This window comes from Dyella telluris, from assembly GCF_014297575.1.
Taxonomy (GTDB): domain Bacteria; phylum Pseudomonadota; class Gammaproteobacteria; order Xanthomonadales; family Rhodanobacteraceae; genus Dyella; species Dyella telluris.
The window spans coordinates 2,080,223-2,106,525 of record NZ_CP060412.1; the positions used below are offsets into that span (position 1 = coordinate 2,080,223).

Below are 26,303 nucleotides of genomic sequence, written 5' to 3' on the forward strand. Positions count from 1 at the left end.
GCCCTACAATGCGGCCGTCGACCGGAGATCCGCATCCATGGCTGTCAGCTTGCTATCCGCACTCATCGCACTGGGCCTGGTGCATCTCATGCCACAACTCGCGCACTGGCGCGGCGACGGCGGCTTCCGCCGCTGGGTGGCGCAGCTGGGCGACACCGCAGGTCCCGCCCGCGTGGCCGTGACGCTGAGCGTGCCGACGGCGCTGTGCCTGATTGCGCTCTGGCTGATCCACCTGCTGCCCGGCAGCGAGCTGTTCCGCCTGGTCTTCTCGACCGTGGTGCTGCTGTACTGCTTTGGTCCGCACGCTTACGAGGCGGATCTGGAAGCCATCATCAAGGCGCCTGACCAGCCGACGCGCGAGGCTGCCGCGCAGGCACTCTCCGACGATGGCGACCCGGTGGCCTGGAACGCCGTGGCGCTGGGCGAGGCCACCGCTTACGCCGCCCTGCATCGCCGCTTCGGCGTGGTTCTGTGGTTCTTCCTGCTGGGGCCGGCCGCTGCCTTGCTCTATCGCCTTGCCCAGACGCTGGGTCGCGACCAGACCCTGCGACTCGATGCGGCCGCGCGCCGCACGGCACGCTCCTTCGCCAACCTGGCTGACTGGCTGCCTGCCCAGCTGATGGTGTTCACGCTGGCGCTGGTCGGCCACTGGGATGCCGTGATCGGTGCATGGAAACAATGGCACCAGCAGCAATCGCCCAACAGCTGGTATGTGGAAGGCCCCGGCTTTCTCGGCGCTGCCGCGCGCGCGGACGTTCAGGTGGATATCGAAGCCGGCGACGGTTACGCAGAAGAACGCATCGACACGCTGGCCGAACTGATCCGTCTGCGTGGCGCGCTGCTGCGCGCCCTGCTCGCGTGGCTCAGCGTGGTGGCATTGATCGTGCTGGGCGGCTGGGCGGCCTGAGGGCTACCGCGCGGATGCGCGACGCGCATCCGCCACGAACCACGTGCTCAGGCGAAGTCGCCGCGCAACTCGCGCACCCGCGCTTCGAGCGTCTCCATCCGCGCGTCGGCCGGTGCATACGGTGCGCCGGCCACCAACTCCACCCGTGCGCGGAAACGGCGCGGCAGGCGCGCACGATGCAGCATGGAATCGCGCCGGCTCCACACGCTGCCCCACAGGCCCCGCAGGGCCAGCGGCACGACCGGCACCGGACGACGATCGAGAATGCGCGCCACGCCGGGGCGGAACGGCGCGATCTGGCCATCCTTGCTCAGGCCACCTTCGGGGAAGATGCACACCAGATCGCCATCGGCGAGCGCGGCGTCCACTTCGTCATAGGCGCGCTGCAATATCGCCGGGTCTTCTTTCTGACCCGCGATGGGAATGGCCTTGGCCGTGCGGAACACGAACTTCAGTACCGGGATGTTGAAAATCTTGTAGTACATGACGAAGCGCGCGGGCCGACGCAGGTTCGCCATCAGCAGCAACGGGTCCATGAAGCTCACGTGGTTGCACACGAGCAAGGCAGGCCCTTCCTCCGGGATGTTTTCCAGGCCATCGACGCGCACGCGATAGAGCGTGTTCACCAGTATCCAGGTGATGAAGCGCATCAAGAATTCGGGAACGATGGTGAAGATGTACACCGCCACCACCACATTGAGTAGCGCGGCAGCGAGGAAGATCTGCACGGCGGTGAGGCCCAGCGCCCCCAGTCCCAGGCCGAAACCCGAGGCCAGGCAGATGAACAACGCATTGATGATGTTGTTGCCGGCAATGACGCGCGAGAGGCGATCGCGCGGCGTGCGCGCCTGCACGTAGGCAAACAACGGCACCACGTAGAAGCCGCTGAACACCCCGATCAGCGTGAGATCCATCACCACGCGCCAGCTGCCCGCGCCATGCAGGAACGCCATCCAGTCGATGCCATGCACAGCGGCCAGATGCGGGTGCGCAAAATACAGATCCACGCCGAATGCGGTGAGGCCAAACGCACCCAGTGGCACCAGGCCCACTTCCACGCGATGCCCCGACATGCGTTCGCACAGCAGCGCGCCCACGCCGGTGCCCAACGAGAACAGCGTAAGCACCAGCGTGTTGACCGAACCGTCGCCGCCCAGGTTGAGCCGCGTGTAGTTCGGCAGCTGCGCCACCAGCACGGTACCGAAGAACCAGAACCAGGAAATGCCGAGCACCGCGTTGAACACGCGGCGATCCTGCTTGGTGATGCCCAGCACGCGCGCCGTTTCGGTCGCCGGGTTCCAGTTGAAGACAAGGTCGGGCGCCGTGGCTGGCGCCGGCGGAATGCGCCGGCTGGCGAGATAACCGAGCACCGCGATGGCGATGGTGGTGGCGGAAGCCGCGATGGGGCCATAGCCGTGGATCAGCATCAGCGAGTTGCCGGCAATCATGCCGACCAGCATGGCCAGCTGCGTGCCCATCTCCACCATGCCGTTGCCGCCCACCAGTTCGGAGGGCTTCAGCGCCTGCGGCAGGATGGCGTACTTGATCGGGCCGAACGTGGTGGAGTGCAGGCCCATCAGGAACAGCACCACCAGCAGCAGCGTGGTGTGGTGCGTGTAGAAGCCGATGGCCGCTATCACCATGGCGGCGATTTCGAACAGCTTCACGTAGCGAATGATGCGCGATTTCTCACACTTCTCGGCAAGCTGGCCCGCGGTGGCCGAGAACAGGAAGTAGGGAAGGATGAACAAGGCAGGCGCCAGGTTGGTGTACAGCGACACCGTCTTGTCATCGAGCCCCATCTGGAACGCCACCAGCATGACCATGGCGTTGCGGAAGGCGTTGTCGTTGAACGCACCCAGCGCCTGTGTCCAGAAGAAGGGCGCGAAGCGTCGGCTTCCAAGCAGGCTGAACTGGCTCATGCGGATCCCTGGCGTAGGCTGGCGCCAAGCCTAACGCGAAATAGTGCCTTTGGCGGACTTGAAGGGTAGGCCGCACGGCGTATCCAATGACACGGCCGGCCGGTTATCGAAGGAGCAGTGAAGCTCCTTGCAGACGGCAGGTTCACCACATTGCAGCGTGTTCACAGGGAGTGACTCATGCATTTTGTTGTCGATATCGCACCCGTGGTACAGACCGTCCGCGGCTACGCCGACGATGCCATCCGCACCTTGCGCGACGTGCACGGGCTGAGCCTTGATCATTCACTCGAATCGCTAGCCCACGTGGATGACGTGTTGGCCCTGTCGCGCGACGGCGGCGCCAGCACCGATGCCGTCACCCGCGCGCTCTATGCCTTCGGCAGCTACGCGGGCGAGGTAGTGCGCGAACAGGAACCGGCACGCTGGATCGAGCCGCCGGAAGGCGACCATGGCGCGTGGGACGACCTGTTCCCGTTCGTGCGCCTGCTCGATGGCAGGGAATGGCGCCCCATCGGCCTGGCCTTCCTGGCGTTCATGGATGGACCACAACACAGCCTGCTGCAATCGGCCCGGGAGCTGCTTGCCACACCGGAATGAGGGGCCCGCGTAGTCGGGCCGTACGGGATGACGCCATGCCCCGGCATAACACCCGCTCTGGCATGCTCCGACAACGATCTTGCTTGGCTGGCCGTGTCGACATCGGCGCGGCCGGTTCGTCGCAGGGATAAGACCCACTCAAGGCAGCCGATATGAGCAAACTTCGCGTGCAGAGCTTTTCCCTGTCGCTGGACGGGTATGGCGCCGGACCCGACCAGGATCTGGACAATCCGCTCGGTGTCGGCGGTGTCGGCCTGATGGGGTGGTTCTTCGCCACCCGCGTGTGGCAACGCATGTACGGCACCGGCGACGGGGAAACCGGTGTGGACAACACCATGGCCGAACGCGGCTTTGAAGGCATCGGCGCATGGATCCTCGGACGCAACATGTTCGGCCCCGTGCGGGGGCCCTGGCCCGATGAAAGCTGGAAAGGCTGGTGGGGTGACGAACCGCCGTACCACGTACCGGTGTTCGTGCTGACTCACCATGCGCGGCCATCCATCACCATGCAGGGCGGCACCACGTTCCACTTCGTCACCGACGGCATTCACGCCGCACTCGAGCAGGCACGTGCGGCAGCGGGTGGAAGGGATGTGCGCCTGGGCGGCGGTGTCGCCACGGTGCGGCAATACCTGCAGGCGCGGCTGATCGACGAACTGCATCTGGCCGTGGGGCCGGTGCTGCTGGGACGCGGCGAAAACCTGTACGACGGGCTGGACTTTCCCGCGCTCGGTTACGAATGCGCCGAAACCGTCGCGGGTGAACGCGCGACCCACGTCATCCTGCGGCGCGCATGACGCAACCTGTCGAAATCGGGGCCCGATCTTCGTCGACTGCATGAGGGGCCAGCAAGGCCCGCGCATTCCCTTACTGGAGCATCCGCATGACCACCGGAACCGTCACACTGCACCGCGTCCTCCGCACCACACCCGAGAAGATCTATCGCGCCTTCACCGACGCCGATGCCATGGCACGCTGGCTGCCACCGCACGGCTTCACCGGCAAAGTGCAGCATCTGGACGGCCAGGTGGGCGGCAGCTACCACATGACCTTCACCAACTTCAGCACGGGCACCGTGCACGGCTTCGGCGGCACGTACAAGGAACTCGTGCCCGGCGAGCGCATCCGCTACAGCGGGAGCTTCGACGACGGCCTTCCTCCCGGGGAAATGCAGACCACCGTCACGTTGAAGAAGGTTTCCTGCGGCACCGAACTGCACGTCGTGCAGGAGGGCATCCCCGCGATGATTCCCACCGAACAGTGCTACCTGGGCTGGCAGGAATCACTGGTGCACCTGGCGCAACTGGTGGAACCGGATATTCCGGGCTGAGCAAGGACGTCACCCATCACATCACGATCAGGGAGCAACGATGTGGAAGCATGAAGCATCGATGGATATGGACGCCACGCCCGCTGATGTGTGGGCGGTGCTTTCCGATGTCCCGGGCTGGAAGCGCTGGAATGCAGGCATCGAGCACATCGAACTGCATGGACCGTTCGTGGCGGGCACCACGTTCACCATGCAACCACCGGACACGGATGCCTTCGTCAGTACTTTGATTGCGGTAGACGAGAACCGCGGTTTCACCGACGAGACGGTGATCGGCGATATCCGCGTGGTCGTCCAACACCGCATCGATGCCTTGGCACCTGGCGGTGTGCGGGTGACTTACGCAACGGAAGTCACGGGCGCAGACGCCGCTGATGTTGGCGCGATGGTGACCAGTGATTTTCCCGATGTGCTGCGCGGACTGAAGAACGTCGTGGAGCGACGCTGAGTTTCGTCACAGCATCACCGCACCCGCCAAAGAAAAGGGCGGCTGACGCCGCCCCTCTCATCAACCCCGATGCAGCGCGCGATGCGCGATGTCGCGGCGGCAGAACGCGCCTTCGTAGTGCAGCTTCGATACCGCACCGTAGGCGTTCTCACGCGCCGCAGCGATGTCCTTGCCCAGCGCGCACACGGTGAGCACGCGACCGCCGGCGGTCACCGCACGGCCCTGTGCGTCCAGCTGGGTACCGGCATGGAACACCTTCACGTCAGGGCCAAAATCGGCATCGAGGCCGGTGATCACATCGCCACTGCGCACCTTGCCCGGATAGCCGCCAGCAGCCATCACCACGCCCAGCGACGGACGGGGATCCCAGTGAATATGGGTGTGATGCAGTTCGCCATCCAGCGCGGCTTCGATCAGGTCGACCAGGTCGGACTTCAGGCGCAGCATGATCGGCTGCGTTTCCGGGTCACCGAAGCGCACGTTGAATTCGATGACCTTGGGCGCGCCGCTCTTGTCGATCATCAGGCCGGCGTAGAGGAAACCGATGAACGGCGCCCCCTCCATGGCCATGCCGCGCAGGGTGGGCTCGATCACTTCCTTGAGGATGCGCTTCTCCACCTCCGGCGTGACCACCGGCGCGGGCGAATACGCCCCCATGCCGCCGGTGTTAGGGCCCAGATCACCTTCGTCGCGACGCTTGTGGTCCTGGCTGCTGGCCATCGGCAGCGCGTGCTGGCCATCGCTCATCACGATATAGCTGGCTTCCTCGCCATCGAGGAATTCCTCGATCACCACGCGCGCGGAGGCATCGCCAAACTGGTGCGCACCGAGCATGTCGTGCAGCGCCTGCTCCGCATCCGCCAGCGTCAGCGCCACCACCACGCCCTTGCCCGCCGCCAGACCGTCGGCCTTGATGACGATGGGCGCGCCGTGCTCACGCACATAGGCAAGCGCCGGGTTGAGCTCGGTGAACACCGCATACTTCGCCGTGGGAATGTTGTGGCGGAGCAGGAAGTCCTTGGCGAAGGCCTTGGAGCCTTCCAGCTGCGCGGCGACCGCGCGCGGGCCAAAGCAGCGCAGGCCAGCCGCGCGGAACTTGTCGACCACGCCAGCCACCAGCGGCACTTCCGGGCCCACCACGGTCAACGCGATCTTCTCGTCCTTGGCCAGCTTCAGCAGGCCATCGATATCCGTCACCGCGACATCGGCGTTGCGCAGGCCCTTCTCGTGCGCGGTACCGGCGTTGCCCGGGGCAACGATCACTTCGCTCACGCGCGGCGACTGCTTGAGCTTCCACGCCAGCGCGTGTTCGCGCCCACCGCTGCCGATGACCAGGACTTTCATGGGGACTCCAACTGCCAGGGAATGGCGCCGGGTTCGGCGCAGCGCACCATTGTAAGGCCCCGGGGTGGGATTTCGCAGCGCAGCATGAAGGGGGCTTCAGGGTGAGGGTGGGTTGGGGAGGGGCGCTGGATCTGATGCCCGGAGAAGTTAGAGCAGTTTTGAGGGGGCGCTGGCCCGCTGCTCTTTGCTCCCTCTCCCTCTTGGGGAGAGGGTTGGGGTGAGGGGGCAACCTTGCCTCGGTACTTCAAAAGAGCCGTCATTCCTGCGCAGGCAGGGGTCCAGTGACTCTGTTCCTTTACCTTCGGTCTCGTGCGTTTTCGCGATCTGGTCGCTTACGCAGCGGGCGTTCCGACCTCCTGCCGGAGGCCGGGTCACTTTTCTTTGCTTGCCCACGCACGTGCAGGAGCACGTGCGAACGGCGAAGCCGGCCCGAAGGGCGGAGGGCAGGATGCCCGGAGTAAAGAAAAGTAACCAAAAGAAAGAGCACCCCATCGCGGCGCTGGCCGGTGAAGCCGGCCAGTCCGTGAGGGTCGGCCGGGCTTTTCGACAGGACTTCCTTGTCCTGTCGAAAAGGGATCGGCCTCCCTGCCGATCCCCCTGCGGGCCTTCTCGTCCGCCCCTCACCGCCGCTCAAGGGGTCGGGTAGGTCAAGAGCCAGAGCCGGAGCCGAAGGCTCGTGCAGCTGCGCTGCACATCGGGTCGCATGCACGGTGACGTTTCGCCTGCCAGCTTTTCTTGTCGGTGGGAGCGAACCCTGTTCGCGACTCGTGCCACTGCACTGCACATGGAGTCTCCCGTTGTGACGCCGTATCCGGCACGGGCTTGTCTGTAGGAGCGCACCCTGTGCGCGACCACCTGACGGAGCGGAATCGACGCGACGCTGCGGTCGCGCACAAGGTGCGCTCCTACAGGGGTGTCTCGCACCGTGTGAAGCCCGTTTCTTTCTCGCCTCAGTGCTCACCCCAGTCCTCTCCCGAACGGGAGAGGACGAGCGACAGGTGATGTTCAACGTGAACACCCTAGGGGCAAGGAAGGCGGTGCCGCGCAGCGGCACCACGCTCCGCGTTAAGTCCTCTGCGCTTGGGCGCGTTGCGAAGCGCTTGGAAGTACCCGCTGTGTAGAGGCGGAGGTTGCCAAGCAACACCGTTCCTCAGCCGTTCGGGCTTATCCCACCGGCATGCTGCCAGCCTTTAAGGCCATTTCTTTGGGTTACTTTTCTTTGGGCCAGCAAAGAAAAGTGACTCGGCCTTCGGCAGAAGGTCGAAACGCCCCCGCGGCGTAAGCGGCCAGATCGCGGTAGCGCGCGAGACCGGAGGCCAAAGACCAAGAGCAGAGGCACTGGATCCCAGCTTTCGCTGGGATGACGGCTAAAGAACGAAGCGGTGAGGCTAGCACCCTTCCCCCACCCCAACCCTCTCCCATCAGGGCGAAGGAGTCAGAAGTTCACAGCAGCGCCAACAACGCCGCCCGCGGCAACTTCCCCGTCTCATTGCGCGGCAAGCTATCCACCAACTTCAGCGGCCGCGGCAAGAACACCGGATCCACCGACTGACGGAACGCTTCGAGAATGGTGTGCTCATCCAGCCCCGGCGCCACGGCCAGCGCCGCGATGCGATGCACGCCAAGCGCATCGCCACTTTCCAGCTGGAACACCACGCCATCCTGCACGCCCGGAATCGCCTGCAGGCGCCGGGTCAGGTCGCCGAGCGACGCGCGCTTGCCGGCGATATCGAGCAGGTCGGAATGACGACCGCACAGGCGGAAACGGCGTCCACCATCGTGCAGCGTGACAATGTCCGCCAGCGTCATCGGCTGCGCCAGCTGCGGTGCGCGCACCTGGGTGCCGTCCGGCTGCGGGTGCAGCTGTACGTCGTCATACAGCGTCCACGGTTCGTCGTTGGCCGAGCGGCGGCTGGCGAATACGCAGGTTTCGGTGGAGCCGAATACTTCCAGCAGCGGTGCGCCAAAGCAGGCCTCGGCGGCCTGGGCCAGTTCCACGGGCATCGGCGCAGTGGCCGACACCATGGCGTCGATGGCCGGCAGGGTCACGCCCGATTCGATGAGCGCACGCAGGTGCACCGGCGTGGTCACCAGCACGCGCGGCGAGGGGACCTCGGCCAGCGCAGCGGCTACATCAGCCGGCAGCAGCGGGCGGCCCGCATGCACGCCGACGTCGTCGAGCAGCGGCACCAGCACGGACAGTTCCATGCCGTACATGTGCTGCGGCGGCACGGTGGCAACCACGTGGAAATGACCGCCCAACGAGTCGCGCAGCATGCGCATGTTGCCGGCATTGCTGGCGTTGAAGCTGCCCCAGCTCTTGGGGTTGGCCTTGGGCACACCGGTGGAGCCGGAGGTGTAGCCAATGGCCACGATCTGGTCGGCGGGCAGCAGGGGGATGTCCGGCATGCCGGTGGCCGACGGCGGATCCATCAGGCCCGGCAGGTGGCGGTAATGGGCAGGCGGCGTGTCCAGCGCCAGCTCACCCAGCGCATAGCAGCCGGGGTGGGCAGCCATCACTTCGGCCACGGCCTTGGGGGCACGTGAGGAGGGCAGCAGGTTGGCCTGGCCACGCAGGGCAATGGCACAGAAGGCCACCAGGAACGCGTAGCGGTCCTCGCACAGGTTCACCGCGGCAGGTGCCACGGGCAGCTGCTCGGCGACCGCCTGCACGTGCGCCATGAAGCGCGCGGCGCTCACCGGCTGCGCATGGCGCCACACCACCGGGCGGTCCGGCTCACCCGCCTTCAGCAACGGCAGGCCCAGTACGGACCGTTCGAGCTGCAGGTTTTCAGAAACGATGGCCAAGGTGTTCTCCAACAACGGCAATCAGCCTTCAGGTCCGGTCCGTGCCGGCCAGACGGGCAGATAAAGGAGCCCGCGCGGTTCCCCATCCTCGCGGTAGCCACTGAATCACCCCCTACCGGGAGCGTGTGGCGTGTGGAAGCCGTTCATTCTCGCTGGATAACGACGGCGAGTCGTCCGGGCTTCGGTCAAGCCCGAATGATAGCGCCCGAAAGGGCGTCACGTATGACTGTCGGGTTTTGCTGACCGCCCACCGGGGCGTCCAGCAGCCCTTCGAGCGCCTCCCCGAAATAGCCCGCGGCCATGTCGGCGCTGCGTGCCGGCGGCTGGCCATGGGGGTTGGCGCTGGTGGAAACCAGCGCCGCGCCGTAGGCACGACACAAGGCGGCGGCAGGTTCGTGGGCGGTCACGCGCAGGGCGATGCCGGCGTGGGCGCCGGCGACCCAGTCGGGTACCAGCGCGGAGCGCGGAAAAATCCAGGTATGGGGGCCGGGCCAGCTCTCGCGCACCTGGGCCAGCACGTCGGCCGGCACGGCGGCGAGGTCGATGTAGCGCTCCACCTGCGCGAAATCCGCCGCAATCAACAGCACGCCCTGGGTGGGCGGGCGCTGCTTGAGTGCGAACAGGCGCTCGAAGGCATCGCGGTTGTGCGGGTCGCAACCGAGCCCGTAGACGGCCTCGGTCGGGTAGGCCAGCACGCCGCCGCTGCGGATCAGCGCGGCGGCAGCGTCGACGTTGGCCAGGGTGAAGCGTGCCGTCACTTACGCGTCCGCCTTCTTCTTGGCAGCGGCCTTCTTGGTGGCGGTCTTGGCGGTGGCTTTCTTGGCAACCGTCTTCTTTGCAGCGGTCTTCTTGGTCGCTGCCTTCTTGGCGGTGGTCTTCTTGGCGGCGGTCTTGGTGGTGGTCTTGGCCGCCGCCTTCTTCGCCGCCGGCTTCTTCTCGGCTGCCGCCTTCTTGGCCGCGGTCTTCTTGAACGCGCCGCGCCCCTTCTTCACCGGGGCCGCCGCCAACAGCTCGACGCACTGCGCCTCGGTGAGGTCCTTCGGCTCCTGGTCCTTGGGAATGCGCGCGTTCTTTTCGCCATCGGTGATGTACGGGCCGAAGCGGCCGTTGAGCACCTGGATGCCGTTGCCGAAGTCCTTGATGATGCGGTTGGCCAGCATCTCCAGCTTTTCCTGCACGATCTGCAGGGCGCGCGGCAGCTCGATGGTGTACGGGTCGTCCTCGGCCTTGAGCGAGGCATAGGTGCTGCCCTGCTTCACGAACGGACCGAAGCGGCCCACGCCCACTGACACTTCGTCGCCGTTCTCGGCCTGGCCGAGCTTGCGCGGCAGCTTGAACAGCTCCAGCGCATCTTCCAGCGTGATGGTGTGCATGCTGGTGCCCGGACGCAGCGAGGCAAACTGCAGCTTCTCGTCCGTATCCTTGTCGCCGATCTGCGCGTACGGCCCGTAGCGGCCCAGGCGCACGGACACCGGCTTGCCGGATTTCGGATCGGTGCCCAGTTCGCGCGCACCGGTGGCTTCGCTGCGATCGACCGTCTCGGTCTTCTCGTCCACCTGCTGCTTGAACGGCTGCCAGAAGCGCTCCATCAACGGCACCCACTGCTCCTCGCCACGGCTGACCGCGTCGAGCTCGTCTTCGAGCTTGGCGGTGAAGTCGTAGTCGACGTAGCGGGTGAAGTGCGCGGTGAGGAACTTGCTCACCGCGCGGCCCACGTCCGTCGGCTTGAAGCGACGGCTGTCGAGGAACACGTATTCGCGGTTGAGCAGCACCTGGATGATGCTGGCGTAGGTCGACGGACGACCGATGCCGTGTTCTTCCAGCGCCTTCACCAGGCTCGCTTCGGAGTAGCGCGGCGGCGGCTCGGTGAAGTGCTGGTCGGCGGCGATGTCCTGCAGCGACACCCGCTCGCCCACGTCGAGCTTGGGCAGGCGGCGGCCTTCGTCATCGTCCTCGGCGGTCTTCTGGTCGCGGCCCTCCTCGTACACGGCGAGGAAGCCCGGATCGATCACGGTGGTGCCGGTGGAACGGAACGATGCATCACCGCCCTTCACGTGCGGCACGGCAAATTCCACCGACACGGTGTTCATGGTGGCGTGGATCATCTGGCACGCGACGGTACGTTTCCAGATCAGTTCGTAGAGCTTGCGCTGTTCGTCGTTGAGGTACGACGCCACTTCGCGCGGCGTGCGCATGGCGGACGTCGGTCGAACGGCTTCATGGGCTTCCTGCGCGTTCTTGGACTTGGACTTGTAGACCTGCGCGCCGTCGGGCAGCGCCTTCTGGCCGAAGTCGCGCGCGATCAGCTCGCGCAGCTCGACCACGGCGTCTTCGGACAACGCCACGGAGTCGGTACGCATGTAGGTGATCAGGCCGACGTTGCCTTCGCTGCCCAGCGACACGCCTTCGTACAGGCCTTGCGCCACCTTCATGGTGCGGCTGGTGGAGAAGCCCAGCTTGCGCGCGGCCTCCTGCTGCAGGGTGGAGGTGGTGAACGGCGGCGCCGGACGACGCTTGCGCTCCTTGCTGCTGACGTCGCTGACGGTGAGGTGGCCGCGCGCGGCCTCCTTCAACGCATGGCGCGCGGCCAGTGCGTCGTGTTCGTTGGTGAGGTCGAACTGCTCGAACTTCTTGCCGTTGAGCTGGGTGAGGCGCGCGCTGAAGTCGCCTTCCGGGTGACGCAGGGAGGCTTCGATGGTCCAGTACTCGCGGGCGACGAAGGCTTCGATCTCTTCCTCGCGCTCCACGATCATGCGCAGCGCCGGTGACTGCACGCGGCCGGCGGACAGGCCGCGCTGCACCTTGCGCCACAGCACCGGCGACAGGTTGAAGCCCACCAGGTAGTCCAGCGCGCGGCGCGCCTGCTGCGCGTCGACCATGTCGTGCGACAGCTGGCGCGGGGCAGCCACGGCCGCCTTGATCGCCTTGGGTGTGATTTCCGAGAACACCACGCGATGAAGGTGCTTGCCCTTGGTCAGGCCGCGCTCCTTGAGGATCTCGCTGATGTGCCAGGAGATGGCTTCGCCTTCGCGATCCAAGTCGGTCGCGAGATAGATGTCGTCGGCGACCTTGGCTGCCTTGGCGATGGCGTCGACGTGTTTCTCGTTGCGATCGATGATCTCGTAGGCCATGGCGAAGCCATTCTCGGGATCGACCGCTCCTTCCTTTGGCTTCAGGTCACGCACGTGACCGTAGGAGGCCAGGACCTGGAAGTCCTTGCCGAGGTATTTGTTGATCGTCTTGGCCTTGGCCGGCGACTCGACGATGAGCAGGTTCTTTGCCATGTAACTCGGTATCCGCCATCTACAGCCGCCCCGTCTGGGCCGGCTTCCTATATTTAGTTAAAGGCATGGCGGCCTGACGCCGTCAAGCTGAACCATGTGAAAGCGCGCCGCACGTCGACTTTCGTCAGGCCGGCAAACGCTGGTAGCGGCTGCCTGGCAACGATTCGACCCTGCCCTCCAGTTCCAGCTGCAACAGCGCAGACGCAAGTTCCGCGACAGTTTTGCCGGTGAAGGCCGCCAGTTCATCCAGCGCGACCGGCCTGTGACCCAGCGCATCGAGCAGCGCCAGCAGGGATGGATCGACGTCGGATGCCGTCTCTTGAGGTGTCGCGACAGCGGCCCCGTCCAACCGGACCGCCAGCTCACGACCCAATGCGACAGCAGCGGGAGCAAGCACTTCCACGATTTCAGCAGCCGTTTCGACCAGCCGCGCGCCATCGCGAATAAGCCGATGGCAGCCGTGAGCGAGCGGATTATGAATGGAACCGGGCAGGGCGAACACCTCGCGCCCCTGTTCGGCCGCCAGTCGGGCCGTGATGAGTGACCCGGACTGCAGGCCGGCCTCCACCACCAGGGTGCCCAGCGACAGGCCGGAGATCAGACGGTTGCGGCGGGGAAAGTGGTCGACGCGGGCCGGCGTGCCCGGGGGGAATTCACTGACCAGCGCTCCCTCAGTGGCCAGCCGGCGCGCCAGAGCGTGATGCCTGGCCGGATAGACCCGGTCCGGCCCGGTGCCCATCACCGCTACCGTGGGCAGGGCCGCCTCCAGCGCGGCCAGGTGGGCGGCGCCGTCGATGCCGTCAGCCATGCCGCTGGTGATGGTGAAACCGGCACGGCCGAGCTCCTGTGCGAAGGCACGGGCAAGCATGCGCCCGCCCAGGGTGGCCCTGCGCGCGCCGACCACGGCCAGCTGGGCACGCAGGAGCAGGCTGGCATCACCCACCACGAACAACGCGACGGGCGGCTGCGGAATGGCCTCCAGCAGCGGCGGGAAATCCTCGTCGGTATGGATCATCAGGCGCCGGCCGGGCTGGTCGAGCCAGGCCAGGTCGGCGTCGAGACGGCGGTTGTCGGGGCTTGCCAGCCAGCGACGCGTATCGTCGGGCAGGGTGGGCAGGCGCTGCCTCAACGCCTCGAGCGCTGCATCGGGCTGGCCTCCGCAGGCGGCCAGCTGTTCGCGCAGCGCTCCCGGCCCGAGGCGGGGCGTGCGCAGCAGGGTGAGCCAGGCGCGGCGGTGGGCGGTTTCATCCATGGCCGCCCAGCGTAAGGGCGGCCCAAAAAGAAACGGCGCGGTGTGAACCGCGCCGTTCTGTCGTCCTGTGCCGTTGCCGCCTTATTCGGGCAGTTCGAGCTTGTCGTGCCTATGGACCGGGCGCAGGCCGTCCATGATCAGGCCGTAGCTGACGCGGTCGAAGGTGCGGAACACCATCACGTGGCCCACGAACTCCTGCGGCAGCGTCACTTCCTTGCCGGTGCCGCGGTTCCAGCTGTTGCTGGCCACGTCATCGGGAATGGTTTCGCCCGGCTGGTAGATCGAATAGGTCTGGCCGTTATCCACGCCGTCCTGCGAGCCGATGTTCAACGCCACCACCTGGTGCGGACCCACCGCGTCGTAGGCATCGGCGAAGGCGATGACACGGGCGTTGTTGGGCAGCGACTTGGGCGCATGCGGGTAGTAGTAGGCGTCGTACGGCTTGTCGTCGATCGGCAACAGGCGGTCGCCCTTGTTGATCTCCATGGTGGAGTTCAGCAGGAGCAGGGTGGTCGGATCGCCGGTGCGCAGCACCTCGGCGGTGCCGATCACCATGACCTCGGTACCGATGTCGTCGCCATGGCCGTAGTGGCCGTCGGCGCGGAAGTCTTCCTTCCACGGCGTGCGGACCAGCGACACGTTGCTGTCCAGCGGATGCGCCACCAGGTCCGAACCGTTGTCACGGCCCTTCTTGCTGTCGAAGTCGCGGAAAGTCTGGGTGGGACGCACGATGGCATACCGCTGGCCCGGTTCGGCCGAGAGGTTGCGCACATAGACGTTCCTGCCCACCGTGCCGCGCAAGTCCGCCTCTTCGAAGCCGACCACATAGGGCAGCGACTCCACGTCGTGGGACGGCAGCACGCGCATTTCCTTCAGGAACGTCTGCAGCTGTTCCAGCGGAATGGCGGGGATGGCGTCGCCCTCGGCACGCACGCGCGGCTGCAAGCCCAGGCGCGGACCATTGGCAAACGAAAGATTCAGCACGTCACCTGGATAGATGAGATGCGGGTTCTGTACCTGCGGATTGGCCTGCCAGATTTCCGGCCACAGCCAGGGCTTGGACAGGAAACGTGCGGAGATCGCCCAGAGCGTGTCGCCCTTTCGTACCGTATAGGTATCGGGATGATCGGCACGCAATTGCGCACCCGCAGCGTAAACAGCCACCGTGACCAGCATGCCGGCCAGCAGCCCAATGGACTTTCTGATCATAAACGGGAATCCCCCATCCCCCGACGCTCGGGCGAGTTTAACCGAACAACTTGTTCACGCAACCGTGACCAGTTGGCAAAACAGCATGCCAGACGGGGGCTTGGAGGCGTACAATAAAGGCCATTCTAGATCGCGCCCGGGCTTGGTTTTCACCGATTCGCCCGCATTTTTGGCGCCGAGGTAAAAACCATGTCCGTTCTGACCATTCTCGAATTTCCCGACCCCCGCCTGCGTACCCGGGCCGAACCGGTCCGCGCGTTCGACGCCGAACTCAAGCAGTTCGTGGCCGACATGTTCGAGACCATGTATGACGCCAATGGTGTCGGTCTGGCGGCAACCCAGGTCAATGTGCACCAGCAGGTGCTGGTCGCCGACATGAGCGACGAGCGCAACGAGCCCATCGTGCTGATCAACGCGCAGATCCTGGAAAAGGACGGCGCCCAGGTCTACCAGGAAGGCTGCCTGTCGTTCCCGGGCATCTATGCCGACGTTACCCGCGCCCTGAAGGTGAAGGTGAAGGCCAACGACGTGGACGGCAACGAGGTCGTGCGCGAGTTCGAAGGCCCGCTGGCAGTGTGCATCCAGCACGAAATGGATCACCTGGCCGGCAAGGTGTTCGTGGACTACCTGTCGCCGCTCAAGCGTTCCATGCTGCTCAAGCGCCTGGACAAGCAGCGCAAGCAGGCGGCCAGCGCTTGAAGCTCCGCGTTGTTTTCGCGGGCACCCCCGAATTCTCCGTTCCCTGCCTTGAAGCGTGCCGCGCCAGCGGTGCCGAGGTCGTGGCTGTCTATACCCAGCCGGACCGGCCCGCCGGCCGTGGCCGCAAGCTGACACCCAGCCCGGTGAAGCAGGCCGCCCTCGACGCCGGCATTCCGGTGGAGCAGCCCGAATCGCTCAAGTCGGAAGAGGCCCGCGCCACGCTGGCCGCCTATGCCCCGGACCTGATGGTGGTGGTGGCCTACGGGCTGATCCTGCCGCGCAAGGTGCTGGCCATTCCGCGCCTGGGCTGCTGGAACGTGCATGCCAGCCTGCTGCCGCGCTGGCGCGGCGCGGCACCGATCCAGCGCGCCATCCTGGCCGGTGATGGCGAAAGCGGCGTCGACCTGATGCAGATGGAGGCGGGCCTGGATACCGGCCCGGTACTGCTGGAACGCCGTACCCCGATCAGCCCGGAAGACACCGGCGGCACGCTGCACGACCGCCTGGCCGCGCTGGGCGCCGACGTGCTCGCCGACGGCCTGGCCCGCGTGATGGCGGGCGAAACTCTGCTTCCCCGGCCGCAGCCGGACGAAGGCGTCACCTACGCGCACAAGCTGGACAAGGCCGAAGCGCGGCTCGACTTCACCCGGCCGGCGATCGAGCTGGAGCGCCAGGTGCGCGCGTTCGACCCCTGGCCGGTGGCCGAGGGCGACGTCAACGGTGAAACCCTGCGCATCTGGGCGGCCCGCGCCGTCGAAGGCCACGGCTCACCGGGTTCGGTGCTGGGCATGAGCCGCGAGGGCATCGACATCGCCTGTGGCGAAGGCGCCCTGCGCGTCACCGCGCTGCAGCGTGCCGGCGGCAAGCGCATCACGGCGGCGGATTACCTCAACGCGATGAAGGCCAGAAGTGAGTGAAGAGAAGTGAGGAGTGAGAGAATGCTCACGGCCTGCAAGCCGCTTCTCTCGCTACTCACTCCACTGCACTCACTCCTCGCTCCATGACCGACACCCGCGCCCTCGCTGCCCAAGCCCTTGCCGACGTTGCCCTGCGTGGCGCCTCGCTGCGCGATGCCATGGAGCGCCACGCGCCCAAGCTCGCCGACAGCCGCGACCGCGCCCTGTTGATGGCGCTGCTCAGCGATGGTGCCCGCTGGTGGCTGCGTTTCGACCCGGTGCTGGATCGCCTGCTGGAAAAGCCGCTGCGCCAGAAGGAACCGGAAGTGCACGCCCTGTTGGTGCTCGGCCTGGTTCAGCTGGAAATCCTGCAGCTGCCCGACTACGCCGCCGTGGCCGCCACCGTGCAGGCCACGCGTGCGATGCAGCGGGCGCGCATGGCCGGGCTGGTCAATGCCGTGCTGCGCCGCTGGCAGCGCGAGCGCGAGACCTTGCTGGCCACCCTGGATGCCAAGCCGCAGACGCGCCACGCCCACCCCGTGTGGCTGGCCAAGATGCTGGCCCGCGACTGGCCCGAACAGGCCGATGCCGTGATGGCGGCCGACAACGTCGAACCGCCTCTGATGCTACGCGTGAATCGCCGCCGCGCCACGCGCGAATCGTTGATCGACCGCCTGCGTTCGGACGGCTATACCGCTGACGCCCATGCGTGGCTGGCCGATGCGATCGTGCTGCCGCACAGCACCGACATCACCCGCCTGCCCGGCTTCGCTGCCGGCGAATTCGCCGTGCAGGATGGCGCCGCACAGATTGCCGCCGACCTTGCCGACGTTCGCGACGGCCAGCGCGTGCTGGATGCCTGTGCCGCGCCCGGCGGCAAGGCCTGCCACCTGCTCGAGCGCGCCGACCTGGCGCTCACGGCGCTGGAATTCGACGCCAGGCGCGCGCAGCGCATCACCCAGAACCTCGAACGCCTCGGGCTGTCCGCGCAGATCGCCATCGGCGACGCCGGCCAGCCGGAAGCCTGGTGGGATGGCAAACCGTTCGACCGCATCCTGATCGACGCCCCCTGCTCGGCCACCGGCGTGCTGCGCCGACGCCCCGATGTGCGCCTGCACCGCCGGGAGAGCGACCTGGCCGCACTCACCGCACAACAGCGGCGCATCCTGGGGGCCTTGTGGCCGCTGCTGGCACCGGGCGGGCGCCTGCTCTACATCACCTGCTCCATGCTGCGCGCCGAAAACGACACCATCGTCGGCGAGTGGCTGGCCACGCAACCTGATGCCCGCGCCGCCAGCTTCAGCTTGCCGGTGGGACAGGCTTCCACCGTTGGCTGGCAGGTACTGCCCGGCGATGGGGACCTCGACGGCATGTACTATGCCGTCATCGAAAAGGCCTGAATCCGCGGGTCGGCGGGATGAAACCGCCGAAGCCGCCCGGCCGTTTGCCTAGCGACGCGGCCTGGCCGCCTCCCGGAAATCCTGCATGTCCGTTTTCTCTGAAGCCACACCTCTGGAACGACGCCGTTTCTGGCTGTTGCTGCTGATCGCCTTCATCGTGATCGGCGCCGGCATGGGCCTGCGCGACCCGTGGCCCTCCGACGAACCGCGTTTTGCGCTGGCCGCCAAGCAGATGGTGGAAAGCGGCGACTGGCTGTTCCCGCATCGCGGCAGCGAGCTGTACTCCGACAAGCCACCCATGCTGTTCTGGCTGGAGGCCGCCAGCTACACCGTGCTGCGCAGCTGGCGCATCGCCTTCCTGCTGCCCTCGCTGCTGGCGGCACTGGGATCGCTGCTGCTGGTCTACGATCTGGGCCGGCGCCTGTGGAATCGCCAGGTGGGCATCTACGCCGCCTCGGCGCTGCTCATCACGTTCCAGTTCGTCTATCAGACCAAGCGAGCACAGATCGACCCACTGGTGATGTTCTACATCACCGCGGCAAACTGGGGCCTGCTGGTGCACATGCTGAAGGGCCCGAACTGGCGGGCGTTCTGGTTCGGCTGCTTCTGTGCGGGACTCGGCGTGATCACCAAGGGCGTGGGCGTGCTCGCGCTGCTTCTGCTCATTCCGTACATGGTGGCCGCGTTTGGCCAGTGGAACGGCGTGTCGCGCATGGGCCAGGGCGCCTGGTGGCGCTGGGCATTGGGGCTGGTTGCCCTGCTGCTCGCCATGGCGCTGTGGCTGGTGCCCATGCTGCTGGGTGCGAAAGCGCATGCTGGCGACCCGGCCTACGCCGCCTACGTCAACGACATCCTGTTCCACCAGACGGCCGGCCGCTACGGCAAGTCGTGGGACCACCACCATCCGGTGTTCTATTACGTCCCCATCGTGCTGTTCACCTGGTTGCCGCTGTCGCTGACCTACCCGGGCACGCTGCCGCGCTGGTGGCAGGCGCTGAAGGCCAAGGATGCGCGCATCCTGCTGCCGCTGGGCTGGATCGTGCTGCTGCTGGTGTTCTTCTCGATTCCCAAGGGCAAGCGCGACGTCTACATCATGCCCGCGCTACCCATGCTGGCGCTGATCACCGCGCCCTATCTCGGGGAGCTCCTGCAGAAGCGCTGGCTGCGCATCGCCGGGCTGGTGTTCATCGGCATCATGGGCGCCGCCATGCTCGGCGTCGGCGCCACCGCGTTGGTTTCGCATCCGAAGTTCGCCGCCGAATTCGCCACTGCACGTGGTTTCGACGATGGCGGCCGCTCGCTGTGGTGGATGGCCATCACCATCGGCACCATCATGCTGGCACTGGTGGCCACCCTGCGCGTGCGCCGCGCCGTGGCCGCCGTGGCTGGCGGCATGGCTGCCATGTGGCTGGTGTGGAGCCTGTGGGCCTATCCCATCCTCAACGATTCCAGCTCCGCCGCCAGCCTGATGCAGGACGTGCGCGAACGCCTGCCAGCCGGGGACCAGCTCGGCATGGTGGCGTGGAAGGAACAGAACCTGCTGATGCTCGACCATCCCGCGACGGATTTCGGCTTCACCCAGCCCTGGCATGACCAGTACGCCGCCGCCGTGAAGTGGCAGGCGGAAGACCCCGCACACCGCTGGCTGTTTGCCCTCGACGGCGTGATGGCCAACTGCGTGGATCGCAGCAAGGCCATCAGCCTGGGCCACGCCAATCGACGAGAGTGGTGGATGTTCAAGGCGGATGCGGTGGTGGCGGGGTGCCAGCCGAGTGAGGATGTGGATCGGGTACCGGCGGCTTCGCTGGAGGAGTGAGGTGGTTGGCGGGCGGTAGTGGTGCGTTGGAGTCGCGCGCAGTCATCCCGGAGATGAGCGGGATCCATCAACCCGGTTTTGGTTTTCGCAAATCGCCTGACCCAGGATTTTCGCAACCGTGCTCGCCTGCCGCGGGCTTCCGACCTCCTGCCGGAGGCCGGGTCACTTTTCTTTGCTTGCTCAAAGAAAAGTAACCAAAAGAAAGAGCACCCCATCGCGGCGCTGGCCGATAGAGCCGGCCAGTGCGTGAGGGTCGGCCGGGCTTTTCGACAGGGCGTCCTGCCCTGTCGAAAAGGGATCGGCATCCCTGCCGATCCCCCTGCGGGCCTGTCGTCCGCCCCTCACCGCCGCTCAAGGGGTCGGGTAGGTCAAAAGCTGGAGCCAGAGCCGAAGGCTCGTGCAGCTGCGCTGCACGTCGCGTCGCAAGCGCGACGGCGTATTGCGTACCGGCTCAGCTTGTCTGTAGGAGCGCACCCTGTGCGCGACCACCTGACGGAGCGGTATCGACACGACGCTGCGGTCGCGCACAAGGTGCGCTCCTACAGGGGTGTCTCGCACCGTGTGAAGCCCGTTTCTTTCTCGCCTCAGTGCTCACCCCAGTCCTCTCCCGAACGGGAGAGGACGAGCGACAGGGGATGTTCAACGTGAACACCCTACGGGCATGGAAGGATGTGCCGCAAAGCGGCACGACGCTCCGCGTTAAGTCCTCTTCGCTTCGGCGCGTTGCGAAGCGCTTGGAAGTACCCGCTGTGTAGAGGCGAAGGTTGTCCCACAACAACGTTCCTCAGCCGCTAGGGCTTATCCCATCGACATGCTGCCAGCCTTTAAGGCCATTTTCTTTGGGTTACTTTTCTTTTGGGCCAGCAAAAGAAAAGTGACTCGGCCTTCGGCAGAAGGTCGAAACGCCTCCGCTGCGTAAGCGGCAACCTGGCGCCTGCGTGACTACCGAAGGCCGAGAGCAAAGACACTGGATGACCCGCCCTTCGGCGGTTGAAAAGCACCTCCTGCCTCCGCAGGAATGACGGTGAGGCGAAAACCAGCCACTGGGGTCATGGATGACCAGCCATTCGGCTGTTGAAACGCGCCTCCAGCTTCCGTCGGGATGACGGCTAAGGAATGAGACGACGAGGGGAGCACCCGCACGAACAATCCACTACCGCGACGCCAACAACCTCTCGTACACCTCTTCCGTCCTCCCCACAAACACCGGCAACCCAAACTCCCTCTCCGCATGCGCCCGTGCCGCCAACCCCATCCCCGGCAATGCATCCCTCTGCCCAACCAGCATCGTTACCGCCGCAGCAATGGCCTGCGGATCGCGCACCGGCACCAGCCACCCGTCGTCACCCTCCCGGATGTTCTCGGGCAAACCTGCGTAACGGGTAAGCAGCACGGGCTTGCCCATCGCCATCATCTCCCGGCAGGCGAAGGAGATCGTCTCCACGTCGTAGGACAGCACGAAACCCGCATCCATCGATGCCACCATGCCGCGCGGGTCACTCAACACGCCAGGAAACACCACCTGGCCGGCCACGCCGAGCGCCTCGACGCGCTCGAGCTCCTCGGCCTTGGGCGGCACGCCGGCGATAAGCACGCGCACGCGGCGGCGAATCTCGTCGGGAAGCAAGGGCAGCGCTTCCATCAGGTCCATCCAGCCCTTGTAGCTGGCTGTTCCAGCGTTGCTGCCCAACAACAACACCTCGCTGTCGCCACCGTCCCAGCGCGCCCGTTCGGCCCTGGCGGCGGCAGCCGTCCATGGCGACCAGCGCTCGATGTCGACGCCGTTGTAGACGGTTTCCAGGCGGCAATGCCGATAGGCGGTGTGCAGCAGCTCGCGGCGCGTGTATTCGCACACGGCAATGACCAGATCCGTGCGGCGGGCACGCAGCGCGGCGCCGATGCCGCGCACGGGCTTGGAGTTGTGCTTGGTCCACACCAGCGCTGGCCGTTTCGGCGGCATGGCCGACAACACCAGGCGGTGATCGGCGGAACCGTTGACGTGGACGATGTCGAAATTCTGCTCTTTCAGGTAGGCCGCCAGCTGCGCGCGCGCACGACGACGCTGCTTCCACTTGTTCAGGCCATTGGGAAACGGCTGGTCCAGCACGAATACTCCGGGCAGGGCGCGCGCCTCGCGATTGAGGCGACTGCCCGGCGGCACGGCCACGTGCACTTCATGGCGCGAAGCCAGCGCCGCGGCGAGTTCGCGGATGTAGGTGGTATGACCACCGCCGTCACCGTAGTGGAAATTGGTGTAGAGCAGCTTCATGCCGGGCGCGACTCGTCGTCGAGCAGGTCGACATGCTGGTTCACGCCGCGCTCGCACCCGGTGATGCCCTGCGTGCGGGTCGCGTGGAACAGGCGGTTGTTCGGCAGGCTCATGTCATCCACGTCCGGCGGTGAACGCGAGTTGTGCCACAGGTGCACGGCCAACGCCGCCCATTTCAGCGCGCGACGCTTCAGGCCGGTGTTCTCCAGTCGCGCGGCCAGCTCGCGATCCTCGGCGCCGTAGCCTTCCATGCGTTCGTCGAAGCCATTCACGCGCAGCAGGTCATCGCGCCAGAAGCTCATGTTGCAGCTCATCACGCGCCCGCCGTTGCGCGAACGGGACTTCCAGCGCGCAAGCAAGGGCGCGCGGAATGCATACAGCCGGCGGGTGCCGTCGAACTCGTCGAATCGGGCGGCGGACCAGGGCGCGAAGACCGGCGCCTTGCCTGCCAGCAATCGTTGCGACTCCTCCGGCGTGGCCTTGATGCGCCCGCCCTGCAGGAAGTAGCCGCGCTCGGCCAGCATCAGGTGATCGGCCACAAAATGGGGCTCCACCAGCATGTCGCCGTCGAGCAGGATCACGTAGTCGCCGCGACTGGCAGCAATGCCGCGATTGCGTGCCCGCGCGGCGCGAAAACCCTTGTCTTCATGCCACAGGTGGCGCAGCGGCACGGGGAAATCCGCGGCAAGCCGGGCAATGACGGCCGCTGTTTCCGGACCGGAACCATCGTCCGCGACCAACACTTCGTCGGGCGGGCAGGTTTGCGCGGCAATACCGAGCAACACCTTCTCCAGGGCCTGCGGCCAGTTGTAGGTGAGGACGATCAACGAGACTTTCATGCGGCGTTCGCGTTACCCCTGTCAGGCCGGTATGCCAGCGACATGCCCAGCGCCAGCGGCAGCCAGGTGATCAGCCAGCCGGGACGCGGGCTGTCGATCAGATGGGGCAGGTCGAACTGCACCAGCACCGTGCCGAACGCCCACAGGCCCAGCACGATCGCGCCCAGCGGCTCGCGGCGGCAACACCAGCCGCGCCAACCCAGCGTGAGCCAGATGCCGGTCCAGAGCACCAGGCCGGGAAGACCCAGCTCGATCGCCAGCTGACTGTACATGTTGTGGGCGTGGGTCATCACTTCGCCGCCGGCAGAGAACCGGAAGGGCGTGCCTTCACCCAGGCCCAGCCACGGATGCGCCTGGAACAGGCGCATGGACTGGGCGAAGATTTCCGGCCGCAACGACAGGCCGCGCGCCATCAGGAACTGCGCCCCCGCCAGTGCCGCGACCACGCCCAGCGCCACCACGATACCGGCGTACCACCAGGCCCGGCGGCCACCACGGCTCAGCACCATAAGCACCAGGGCGAAGAACAGGGCGGCCAGCGCACTGCGCGTCAACGTCATCAGCACGAAAAAGCCCAGAATCGAAATAGCCGCCCATTTGGCGATGAGCAGGCGACGATCGTCGAAGCGCCATGGCCACAGCCACAGCAGGGCTGCGCCCATGGCGCCAGCGGCCAGGTTGGCATTGGCCATGACGCCGAAGCCCACCAGCCGTCCATCCGGCTGGCCATGCAGCGCGTTCATCGTGATCGCCACCACCGCGACCAGCGCCATGGCAAGGCTGCACCCGACCAGCACGCGCCGGATCAGCGCCTCGTTGCGACTGAACACCTGCTGCCAGCCGAACAGGAACAGCAGAATGCTGACGTTGTGGCCGGCTTCGTCCGCGGGTCGCGCCGTGTGGGCCCAGAGCAGGCTCAACAGGCCCCAGGCCATCAGCAGGAGCACCCAGGGCACCAGCGACTGACGCCAGAAATCCAGCGCGCGCGACGGCCGGGTGAGCAACAGCAGCAAGGCGGGCAGATACAGGGTGAACCCCAGCACGCGCTGGTAAAGCCTGCCCGGGTTGAACGACACGCCCGCCGGCATGATGGCCATGCCGAGGATCAGCCAGATGACGCCGACCACCACGGCGCGCTGAAGCCAGCGCGTGAGGGAGCCATCCCCGGCCAGCGTCACGGCTGCCGGGAGATCGTCCTGATGTGCGTCGCTCATTCCGCCCTCACCGACTGCTCACGCAAGTCTGCCGGCGGCTGGGTGAAGTCGGCGAGATGCGCATCCAGGCCATGCTCGGTGCGGATCAGTCGCGCGTCACGGCTGGCATACAACAGTCGGTTGTTCGGCAGGTCCGGATCGGCCGGGTCGGGCGGAGACACGCTGCGGTGTTCCAGATGCAGGGCCAGCGCGGCGAACTTGATCTGGCTGCGACGCAGGCCGGCGTTCTGCAGGCGGATGTCGATTTCCAGGTCTTCGCTGCCGTAGCCGTGCATGCGCTCGTCATAACCGTTGACGTTGAGCAGGTCTTCGCGCCAGAAGCTCACGTTGCAGCCCATCGGATGGCCGCTGGAGCGCGACTTCAGCCGCGCCAGCCAGGGCAGCCGCAAGGTGTGGTGGCGACGACCGAAGTGATAGGTACTGCGGTCCTTGTCGTCACGGAAGTAGGCGTCGGTGAACCAGCTGAAGCGCGGCTTGCCACCACCGATCAGGCGCGCGGTCTCCGCCACGGTGGTGCGGATGCGCGTGCCCTGCAGGAACAGGCCAGGGTGAGCCAGGCTCAGGTGGTCCGCCACGAAATGCCGGTGCAGCACCATGTCGCCATCCACCTGGACGACATAGTCGCCACGCGCCGCGGCAATGCCTCGATTGAGGATGCGCGCCTTGCGGAACCCTTCATCCGGCTGCCACACGTGGCGCAGCGGCACCGGGAACGTGCGGGCGATGGCCTGCAACAGGGCCGCCGTGTCCTCGCGGGAGCCGTCGTCCACCACGATGACCTCGTCGGGCAGGCGGCTCTGCTGGGCCACGCTGCGCAGGACCAGCGCAAGGGCCTCTTTCCAGTTGTAGGTGGAGACCAGCAGCGAAACGGTGGTCGGAGAAGGGTTGGGCATGACGATCGGTTCTACGTTGGGTTAGCGCAGGGCAGGCGATGGTGGTACCCGCCCCGCTTTCCGGACGACGCCCTGCACCAGGGCGCATCCTGCGCCTCAGACAGGCATTCTGGCCTCGAAAGCGCTCACGAGTACAGGGTGGCGGTCGTACTGGTGCACGATGGGAACGGCCTGCCCGTCCTCGTTGAGCAGCATGCCATCGTTGGACAGTACGAATTGCGACGCATCCAGACATCCCACCGTGGCAATCAACGATTGCAGCGGCTGGCACAACGAGGTGGCACCGAGCTCACCGCAGTGCAGCAGCTTGTTGTGGAAGGCCTGGTCGTAAATCCGCGTCTTCATCTTGCTGAACGGAAGGCTCATGGCCTCCTGCAGCACCTGATGGATATAGGCCGTCATCGACGCCGCGTCGCCCAGCGTCACCCCGGAGCAGGACACCTGGCGATCGCCAATGCGCTGCAGCATGGTTTCGCCGTAGGCATCGAGCATCCAGTCGCGGTCGAACGGCTCGGTGGCGATGGTGAGCGCCTGGCTTTCCATGCCCAGGTAAAGCCCCTGTTCCACGCCCCGGAAGGGATCGTCCTGGAACACGACGTCGCGCACGTCGCTCAGCAGCACGTGCGTGTACTCGCCATGCGCGCGGAGGTAATCCTCGTAGTGGAAGTAGCGCGAGACATGCGGCATGCCCTGGAAGCGCAGCATGCGGCGCTTGAGTCCCGGCAGCTGCTCGGCAGGCACCAGTTCGAACAGGCGCTTGTAGCAGGAGCGCAGGAACTTGATGTGCTCACGGATGCCGCGGATCGGCACCAGCGCCACGTCCAGCGCCGGCGCGCGTTCGCGCACCAGCGCCTGCACGGCCTCCATCTGGCCGCGATACACGAACAGCACCAGCCTGCCGCGGAAACCCACGCGAGCAAGACTCTGCACGAAAAGCCTGATCTTGTCGGGCGTATATCCAGCCGCCGCGCCCAGGATCAGATTGGCCCGCTCACCCATGACACTCCTGCCCCGTTCCGATCCTGGCCACTGCCATCCGGATACCTGTCAACGTTACCCACACGGCCGTAAACGCCCGTGCAGCCCGAAAGGACGACGTGTCCAACCCATGGATACCGTGGCGACTTTGCCGGCCCTGTCACCGGAAAGCCAGCCACACGGGCAGCACGCCCGATA

At 66.1% G+C, this 26,303-nt stretch carries 21 protein-coding genes; 9 read left to right on the forward strand and 12 right to left on the reverse strand.

The window, feature by feature from the left end:
• Positions 1-37: 37 nt before the first annotated feature.
• Positions 38-907 (forward strand): beta-lactamase induction protein, encoded by an 870-nt coding sequence (locus H8F01_RS09420; RefSeq protein WP_187058766.1) that lies wholly within the window; start codon positions 38-40, stop codon positions 905-907.
• Positions 908-954: 47 nt separating this feature from the next.
• Here the strand turns inward: H8F01_RS09420 and H8F01_RS09425 are convergent, their stop codons facing one another.
• Entirely contained in the window at positions 955-2,829 is a 1,875-nt protein-coding gene (locus H8F01_RS09425; RefSeq protein ID WP_187058767.1) for an MFS transporter, read from the reverse strand.
• A 177-nt stretch (positions 2,830-3,006) separates the two neighbouring features.
• On the opposite strand from H8F01_RS09425, the gene H8F01_RS09430 reads away from it, so the two are divergent.
• From H8F01_RS09430 to H8F01_RS09445, 4 genes are all read left to right on the forward strand, one after another.
• Positions 3,007-3,426, forward strand: a complete 420-nt coding sequence (locus tag H8F01_RS09430) for a hypothetical protein (protein WP_187058768.1) — start codon at positions 3,007-3,009, stop codon at positions 3,424-3,426.
• A gap of 152 nt (positions 3,427-3,578) precedes the next feature.
• Positions 3,579-4,223 carry a dihydrofolate reductase family protein gene (locus H8F01_RS09435; protein WP_187058769.1) on the forward strand — a complete coding sequence of 215 codons (645 nt, stop codon included), beginning with the start codon at positions 3,579-3,581 and terminating at the stop codon, positions 4,221-4,223.
• An 86-nt stretch (positions 4,224-4,309) separates the two neighbouring features.
• The gene (locus tag H8F01_RS09440) at positions 4,310-4,756 is read left to right on the forward strand and encodes an SRPBCC family protein (RefSeq protein ID WP_187058770.1); all 447 of its coding nucleotides are present in this window, start codon (positions 4,310-4,312) and stop codon (positions 4,754-4,756) included.
• A 40-nt stretch (positions 4,757-4,796) separates the two neighbouring features.
• Positions 4,797-5,204, forward strand: coding sequence for an SRPBCC family protein (locus H8F01_RS09445; RefSeq protein ID WP_187058771.1), 408 nt, complete (start codon positions 4,797-4,799; stop codon positions 5,202-5,204).
• A 60-nt stretch (positions 5,205-5,264) separates the two neighbouring features.
• Here the strand turns inward: H8F01_RS09445 and purD are convergent, their stop codons facing one another.
• The 6 genes from purD to H8F01_RS09475 all read right to left on the reverse strand — a co-directional run bounded on the left by purD (position 5,265) and on the right by H8F01_RS09475 (position 15,101).
• The gene (gene purD / locus H8F01_RS09450) at positions 5,265-6,548 is read right to left on the reverse strand and encodes a phosphoribosylamine--glycine ligase (RefSeq protein WP_187058772.1); all 1,284 of its coding nucleotides are present in this window, start codon (positions 6,546-6,548) and stop codon (positions 5,265-5,267) included.
• A gap of 1,443 nt (positions 6,549-7,991) precedes the next feature.
• The gene (locus H8F01_RS09455) at positions 7,992-9,356 is read right to left on the reverse strand and encodes an AMP-binding protein (RefSeq protein WP_187058773.1); all 1,365 of its coding nucleotides are present in this window, start codon (positions 9,354-9,356) and stop codon (positions 7,992-7,994) included.
• A 185-nt stretch (positions 9,357-9,541) separates the two neighbouring features.
• Entirely contained in the window at positions 9,542-10,114 is a 573-nt protein-coding gene (gene tsaC / locus H8F01_RS09460) for an L-threonylcarbamoyladenylate synthase type 1 TsaC (protein WP_187058774.1), read from the reverse strand.
• Positions 10,115-12,640, reverse strand: a complete 2,526-nt coding sequence (locus H8F01_RS09465; RefSeq protein WP_187058775.1) for a DNA topoisomerase I — start codon at positions 12,638-12,640, stop codon at positions 10,115-10,117.
• A gap of 124 nt (positions 12,641-12,764) precedes the next feature.
• Complete coding sequence (dprA, locus tag H8F01_RS09470) at positions 12,765-13,892, reverse strand: DNA-processing protein DprA (protein WP_187058776.1); 1,128 nt, start codon at positions 13,890-13,892, stop codon at positions 12,765-12,767.
• Positions 13,893-13,973: 81 nt separating this feature from the next.
• Positions 13,974-15,101, reverse strand: coding sequence for a LysM peptidoglycan-binding domain-containing protein (locus H8F01_RS09475; RefSeq protein WP_187058777.1), 1,128 nt, complete (start codon positions 15,099-15,101; stop codon positions 13,974-13,976).
• A gap of 189 nt (positions 15,102-15,290) precedes the next feature.
• Between H8F01_RS09475 and def the strand changes: the two genes are divergently transcribed.
• The 4 genes from def (at position 15,291) to H8F01_RS09495 (ending at position 19,912) form a co-directional block, all read left to right on the forward strand.
• Positions 15,291-15,800 (forward strand): peptide deformylase, encoded by a 510-nt coding sequence (def, locus tag H8F01_RS09480; RefSeq protein ID WP_187058778.1) that lies wholly within the window; start codon positions 15,291-15,293, stop codon positions 15,798-15,800.
• Positions 15,797-16,717 (forward strand): methionyl-tRNA formyltransferase, encoded by a 921-nt coding sequence (gene fmt, locus H8F01_RS09485; protein WP_187058779.1) that lies wholly within the window; start codon positions 15,797-15,799, stop codon positions 16,715-16,717. Before def ends, fmt begins: the two co-directional genes overlap by 4 nt.
• 83 nt (positions 16,718-16,800) lie before the next feature.
• Positions 16,801-18,096, forward strand: coding sequence for a 16S rRNA (cytosine(967)-C(5))-methyltransferase RsmB (rsmB, locus tag H8F01_RS09490; protein ID WP_187058780.1), 1,296 nt, complete (start codon positions 16,801-16,803; stop codon positions 18,094-18,096).
• Positions 18,097-18,181: 85 nt separating this feature from the next.
• The gene (locus tag H8F01_RS09495) at positions 18,182-19,912 is read left to right on the forward strand and encodes an ArnT family glycosyltransferase (protein ID WP_187058781.1); all 1,731 of its coding nucleotides are present in this window, start codon (positions 18,182-18,184) and stop codon (positions 19,910-19,912) included.
• Between the two features lie 1,153 nt (positions 19,913-21,065).
• Here the strand turns inward: H8F01_RS09495 and H8F01_RS09500 are convergent.
• The 5 genes from H8F01_RS09500 to H8F01_RS09520 all read right to left on the reverse strand — a co-directional run bounded on the left by H8F01_RS09500 (position 21,066) and on the right by H8F01_RS09520 (position 26,126).
• Positions 21,066-22,181, reverse strand: coding sequence for a glycosyltransferase family 4 protein (locus H8F01_RS09500; protein WP_187058782.1), 1,116 nt, complete (start codon positions 22,179-22,181; stop codon positions 21,066-21,068).
• The gene (locus tag H8F01_RS09505; RefSeq protein WP_187058783.1) at positions 22,178-23,020 is read right to left on the reverse strand and encodes a glycosyltransferase family 2 protein; all 843 of its coding nucleotides are present in this window, start codon (positions 23,018-23,020) and stop codon (positions 22,178-22,180) included. Before H8F01_RS09505 ends, H8F01_RS09500 begins: the two co-directional genes overlap by 4 nt.
• Positions 23,017-24,234, reverse strand: coding sequence for an O-antigen ligase family protein (locus tag H8F01_RS09510; protein ID WP_187058784.1), 1,218 nt, complete (start codon positions 24,232-24,234; stop codon positions 23,017-23,019). Before H8F01_RS09510 ends, H8F01_RS09505 begins: the two co-directional genes overlap by 4 nt.
• Positions 24,231-25,127 carry a glycosyltransferase family 2 protein gene (locus H8F01_RS09515; protein WP_187058785.1) on the reverse strand — a complete coding sequence of 299 codons (897 nt, stop codon included), beginning with the start codon at positions 25,125-25,127 and terminating at the stop codon, positions 24,231-24,233. The genes H8F01_RS09510 and H8F01_RS09515 overlap by 4 nt, the downstream gene beginning before the upstream one ends.
• Positions 25,128-25,223: 96 nt before the next feature.
• Positions 25,224-26,126 (reverse strand): hypothetical protein, encoded by a 903-nt coding sequence (locus H8F01_RS09520; RefSeq protein WP_187058786.1) that lies wholly within the window; start codon positions 26,124-26,126, stop codon positions 25,224-25,226.
• Positions 26,127-26,303 lie beyond the last annotated feature (177 nt).

Coding starts and splice junctions, on each gene's coding strand:
- H8F01_RS09420 (WP_187058766.1), top strand. CDS start 38: ATGGCTGTCAGCTTGCTATCCGCACTCATCGCACTGGGCCTGGTGCAT.
- H8F01_RS09425 (WP_187058767.1), bottom strand. CDS start 2,829: ATGAGCCAGTTCAGCCTGCTTGGAAGCCGACGCTTCGCGCCCTTCTTC.
- H8F01_RS09430 (WP_187058768.1), top strand. CDS start 3,007: ATGCATTTTGTTGTCGATATCGCACCCGTGGTACAGACCGTCCGCGGC.
- H8F01_RS09435 (WP_187058769.1), top strand. CDS start 3,579: ATGAGCAAACTTCGCGTGCAGAGCTTTTCCCTGTCGCTGGACGGGTAT.
- H8F01_RS09440 (WP_187058770.1), top strand. CDS start 4,310: ATGACCACCGGAACCGTCACACTGCACCGCGTCCTCCGCACCACACCC.
- H8F01_RS09445 (WP_187058771.1), top strand. CDS start 4,797: ATGTGGAAGCATGAAGCATCGATGGATATGGACGCCACGCCCGCTGAT.
- purD (WP_187058772.1), bottom strand. CDS start 6,548: ATGAAAGTCCTGGTCATCGGCAGCGGTGGGCGCGAACACGCGCTGGCG.
- H8F01_RS09465 (WP_187058775.1), bottom strand. CDS start 12,640: ATGGCAAAGAACCTGCTCATCGTCGAGTCGCCGGCCAAGGCCAAGACG.
- dprA (WP_187058776.1), bottom strand. CDS start 13,892: ATGGATGAAACCGCCCACCGCCGCGCCTGGCTCACCCTGCTGCGCACG.
- H8F01_RS09475 (WP_187058777.1), bottom strand. CDS start 15,101: ATGATCAGAAAGTCCATTGGGCTGCTGGCCGGCATGCTGGTCACGGTG.
- def (WP_187058778.1), top strand. CDS start 15,291: ATGTCCGTTCTGACCATTCTCGAATTTCCCGACCCCCGCCTGCGTACC.
- rsmB (WP_187058780.1), top strand. CDS start 16,801: ATGACCGACACCCGCGCCCTCGCTGCCCAAGCCCTTGCCGACGTTGCC.
- H8F01_RS09495 (WP_187058781.1), top strand. CDS start 18,182: ATGTCCGTTTTCTCTGAAGCCACACCTCTGGAACGACGCCGTTTCTGG.
- H8F01_RS09500 (WP_187058782.1), bottom strand. CDS start 22,181: ATGAAGCTGCTCTACACCAATTTCCACTACGGTGACGGCGGTGGTCAT.
- H8F01_RS09505 (WP_187058783.1), bottom strand. CDS start 23,020: ATGAAAGTCTCGTTGATCGTCCTCACCTACAACTGGCCGCAGGCCCTG.
- H8F01_RS09510 (WP_187058784.1), bottom strand. CDS start 24,234: ATGAGCGACGCACATCAGGACGATCTCCCGGCAGCCGTGACGCTGGCC.
- H8F01_RS09515 (WP_187058785.1), bottom strand. CDS start 25,127: ATGCCCAACCCTTCTCCGACCACCGTTTCGCTGCTGGTCTCCACCTAC.
- H8F01_RS09520 (WP_187058786.1), bottom strand. CDS start 26,126: ATGGGTGAGCGGGCCAATCTGATCCTGGGCGCGGCGGCTGGATATACG.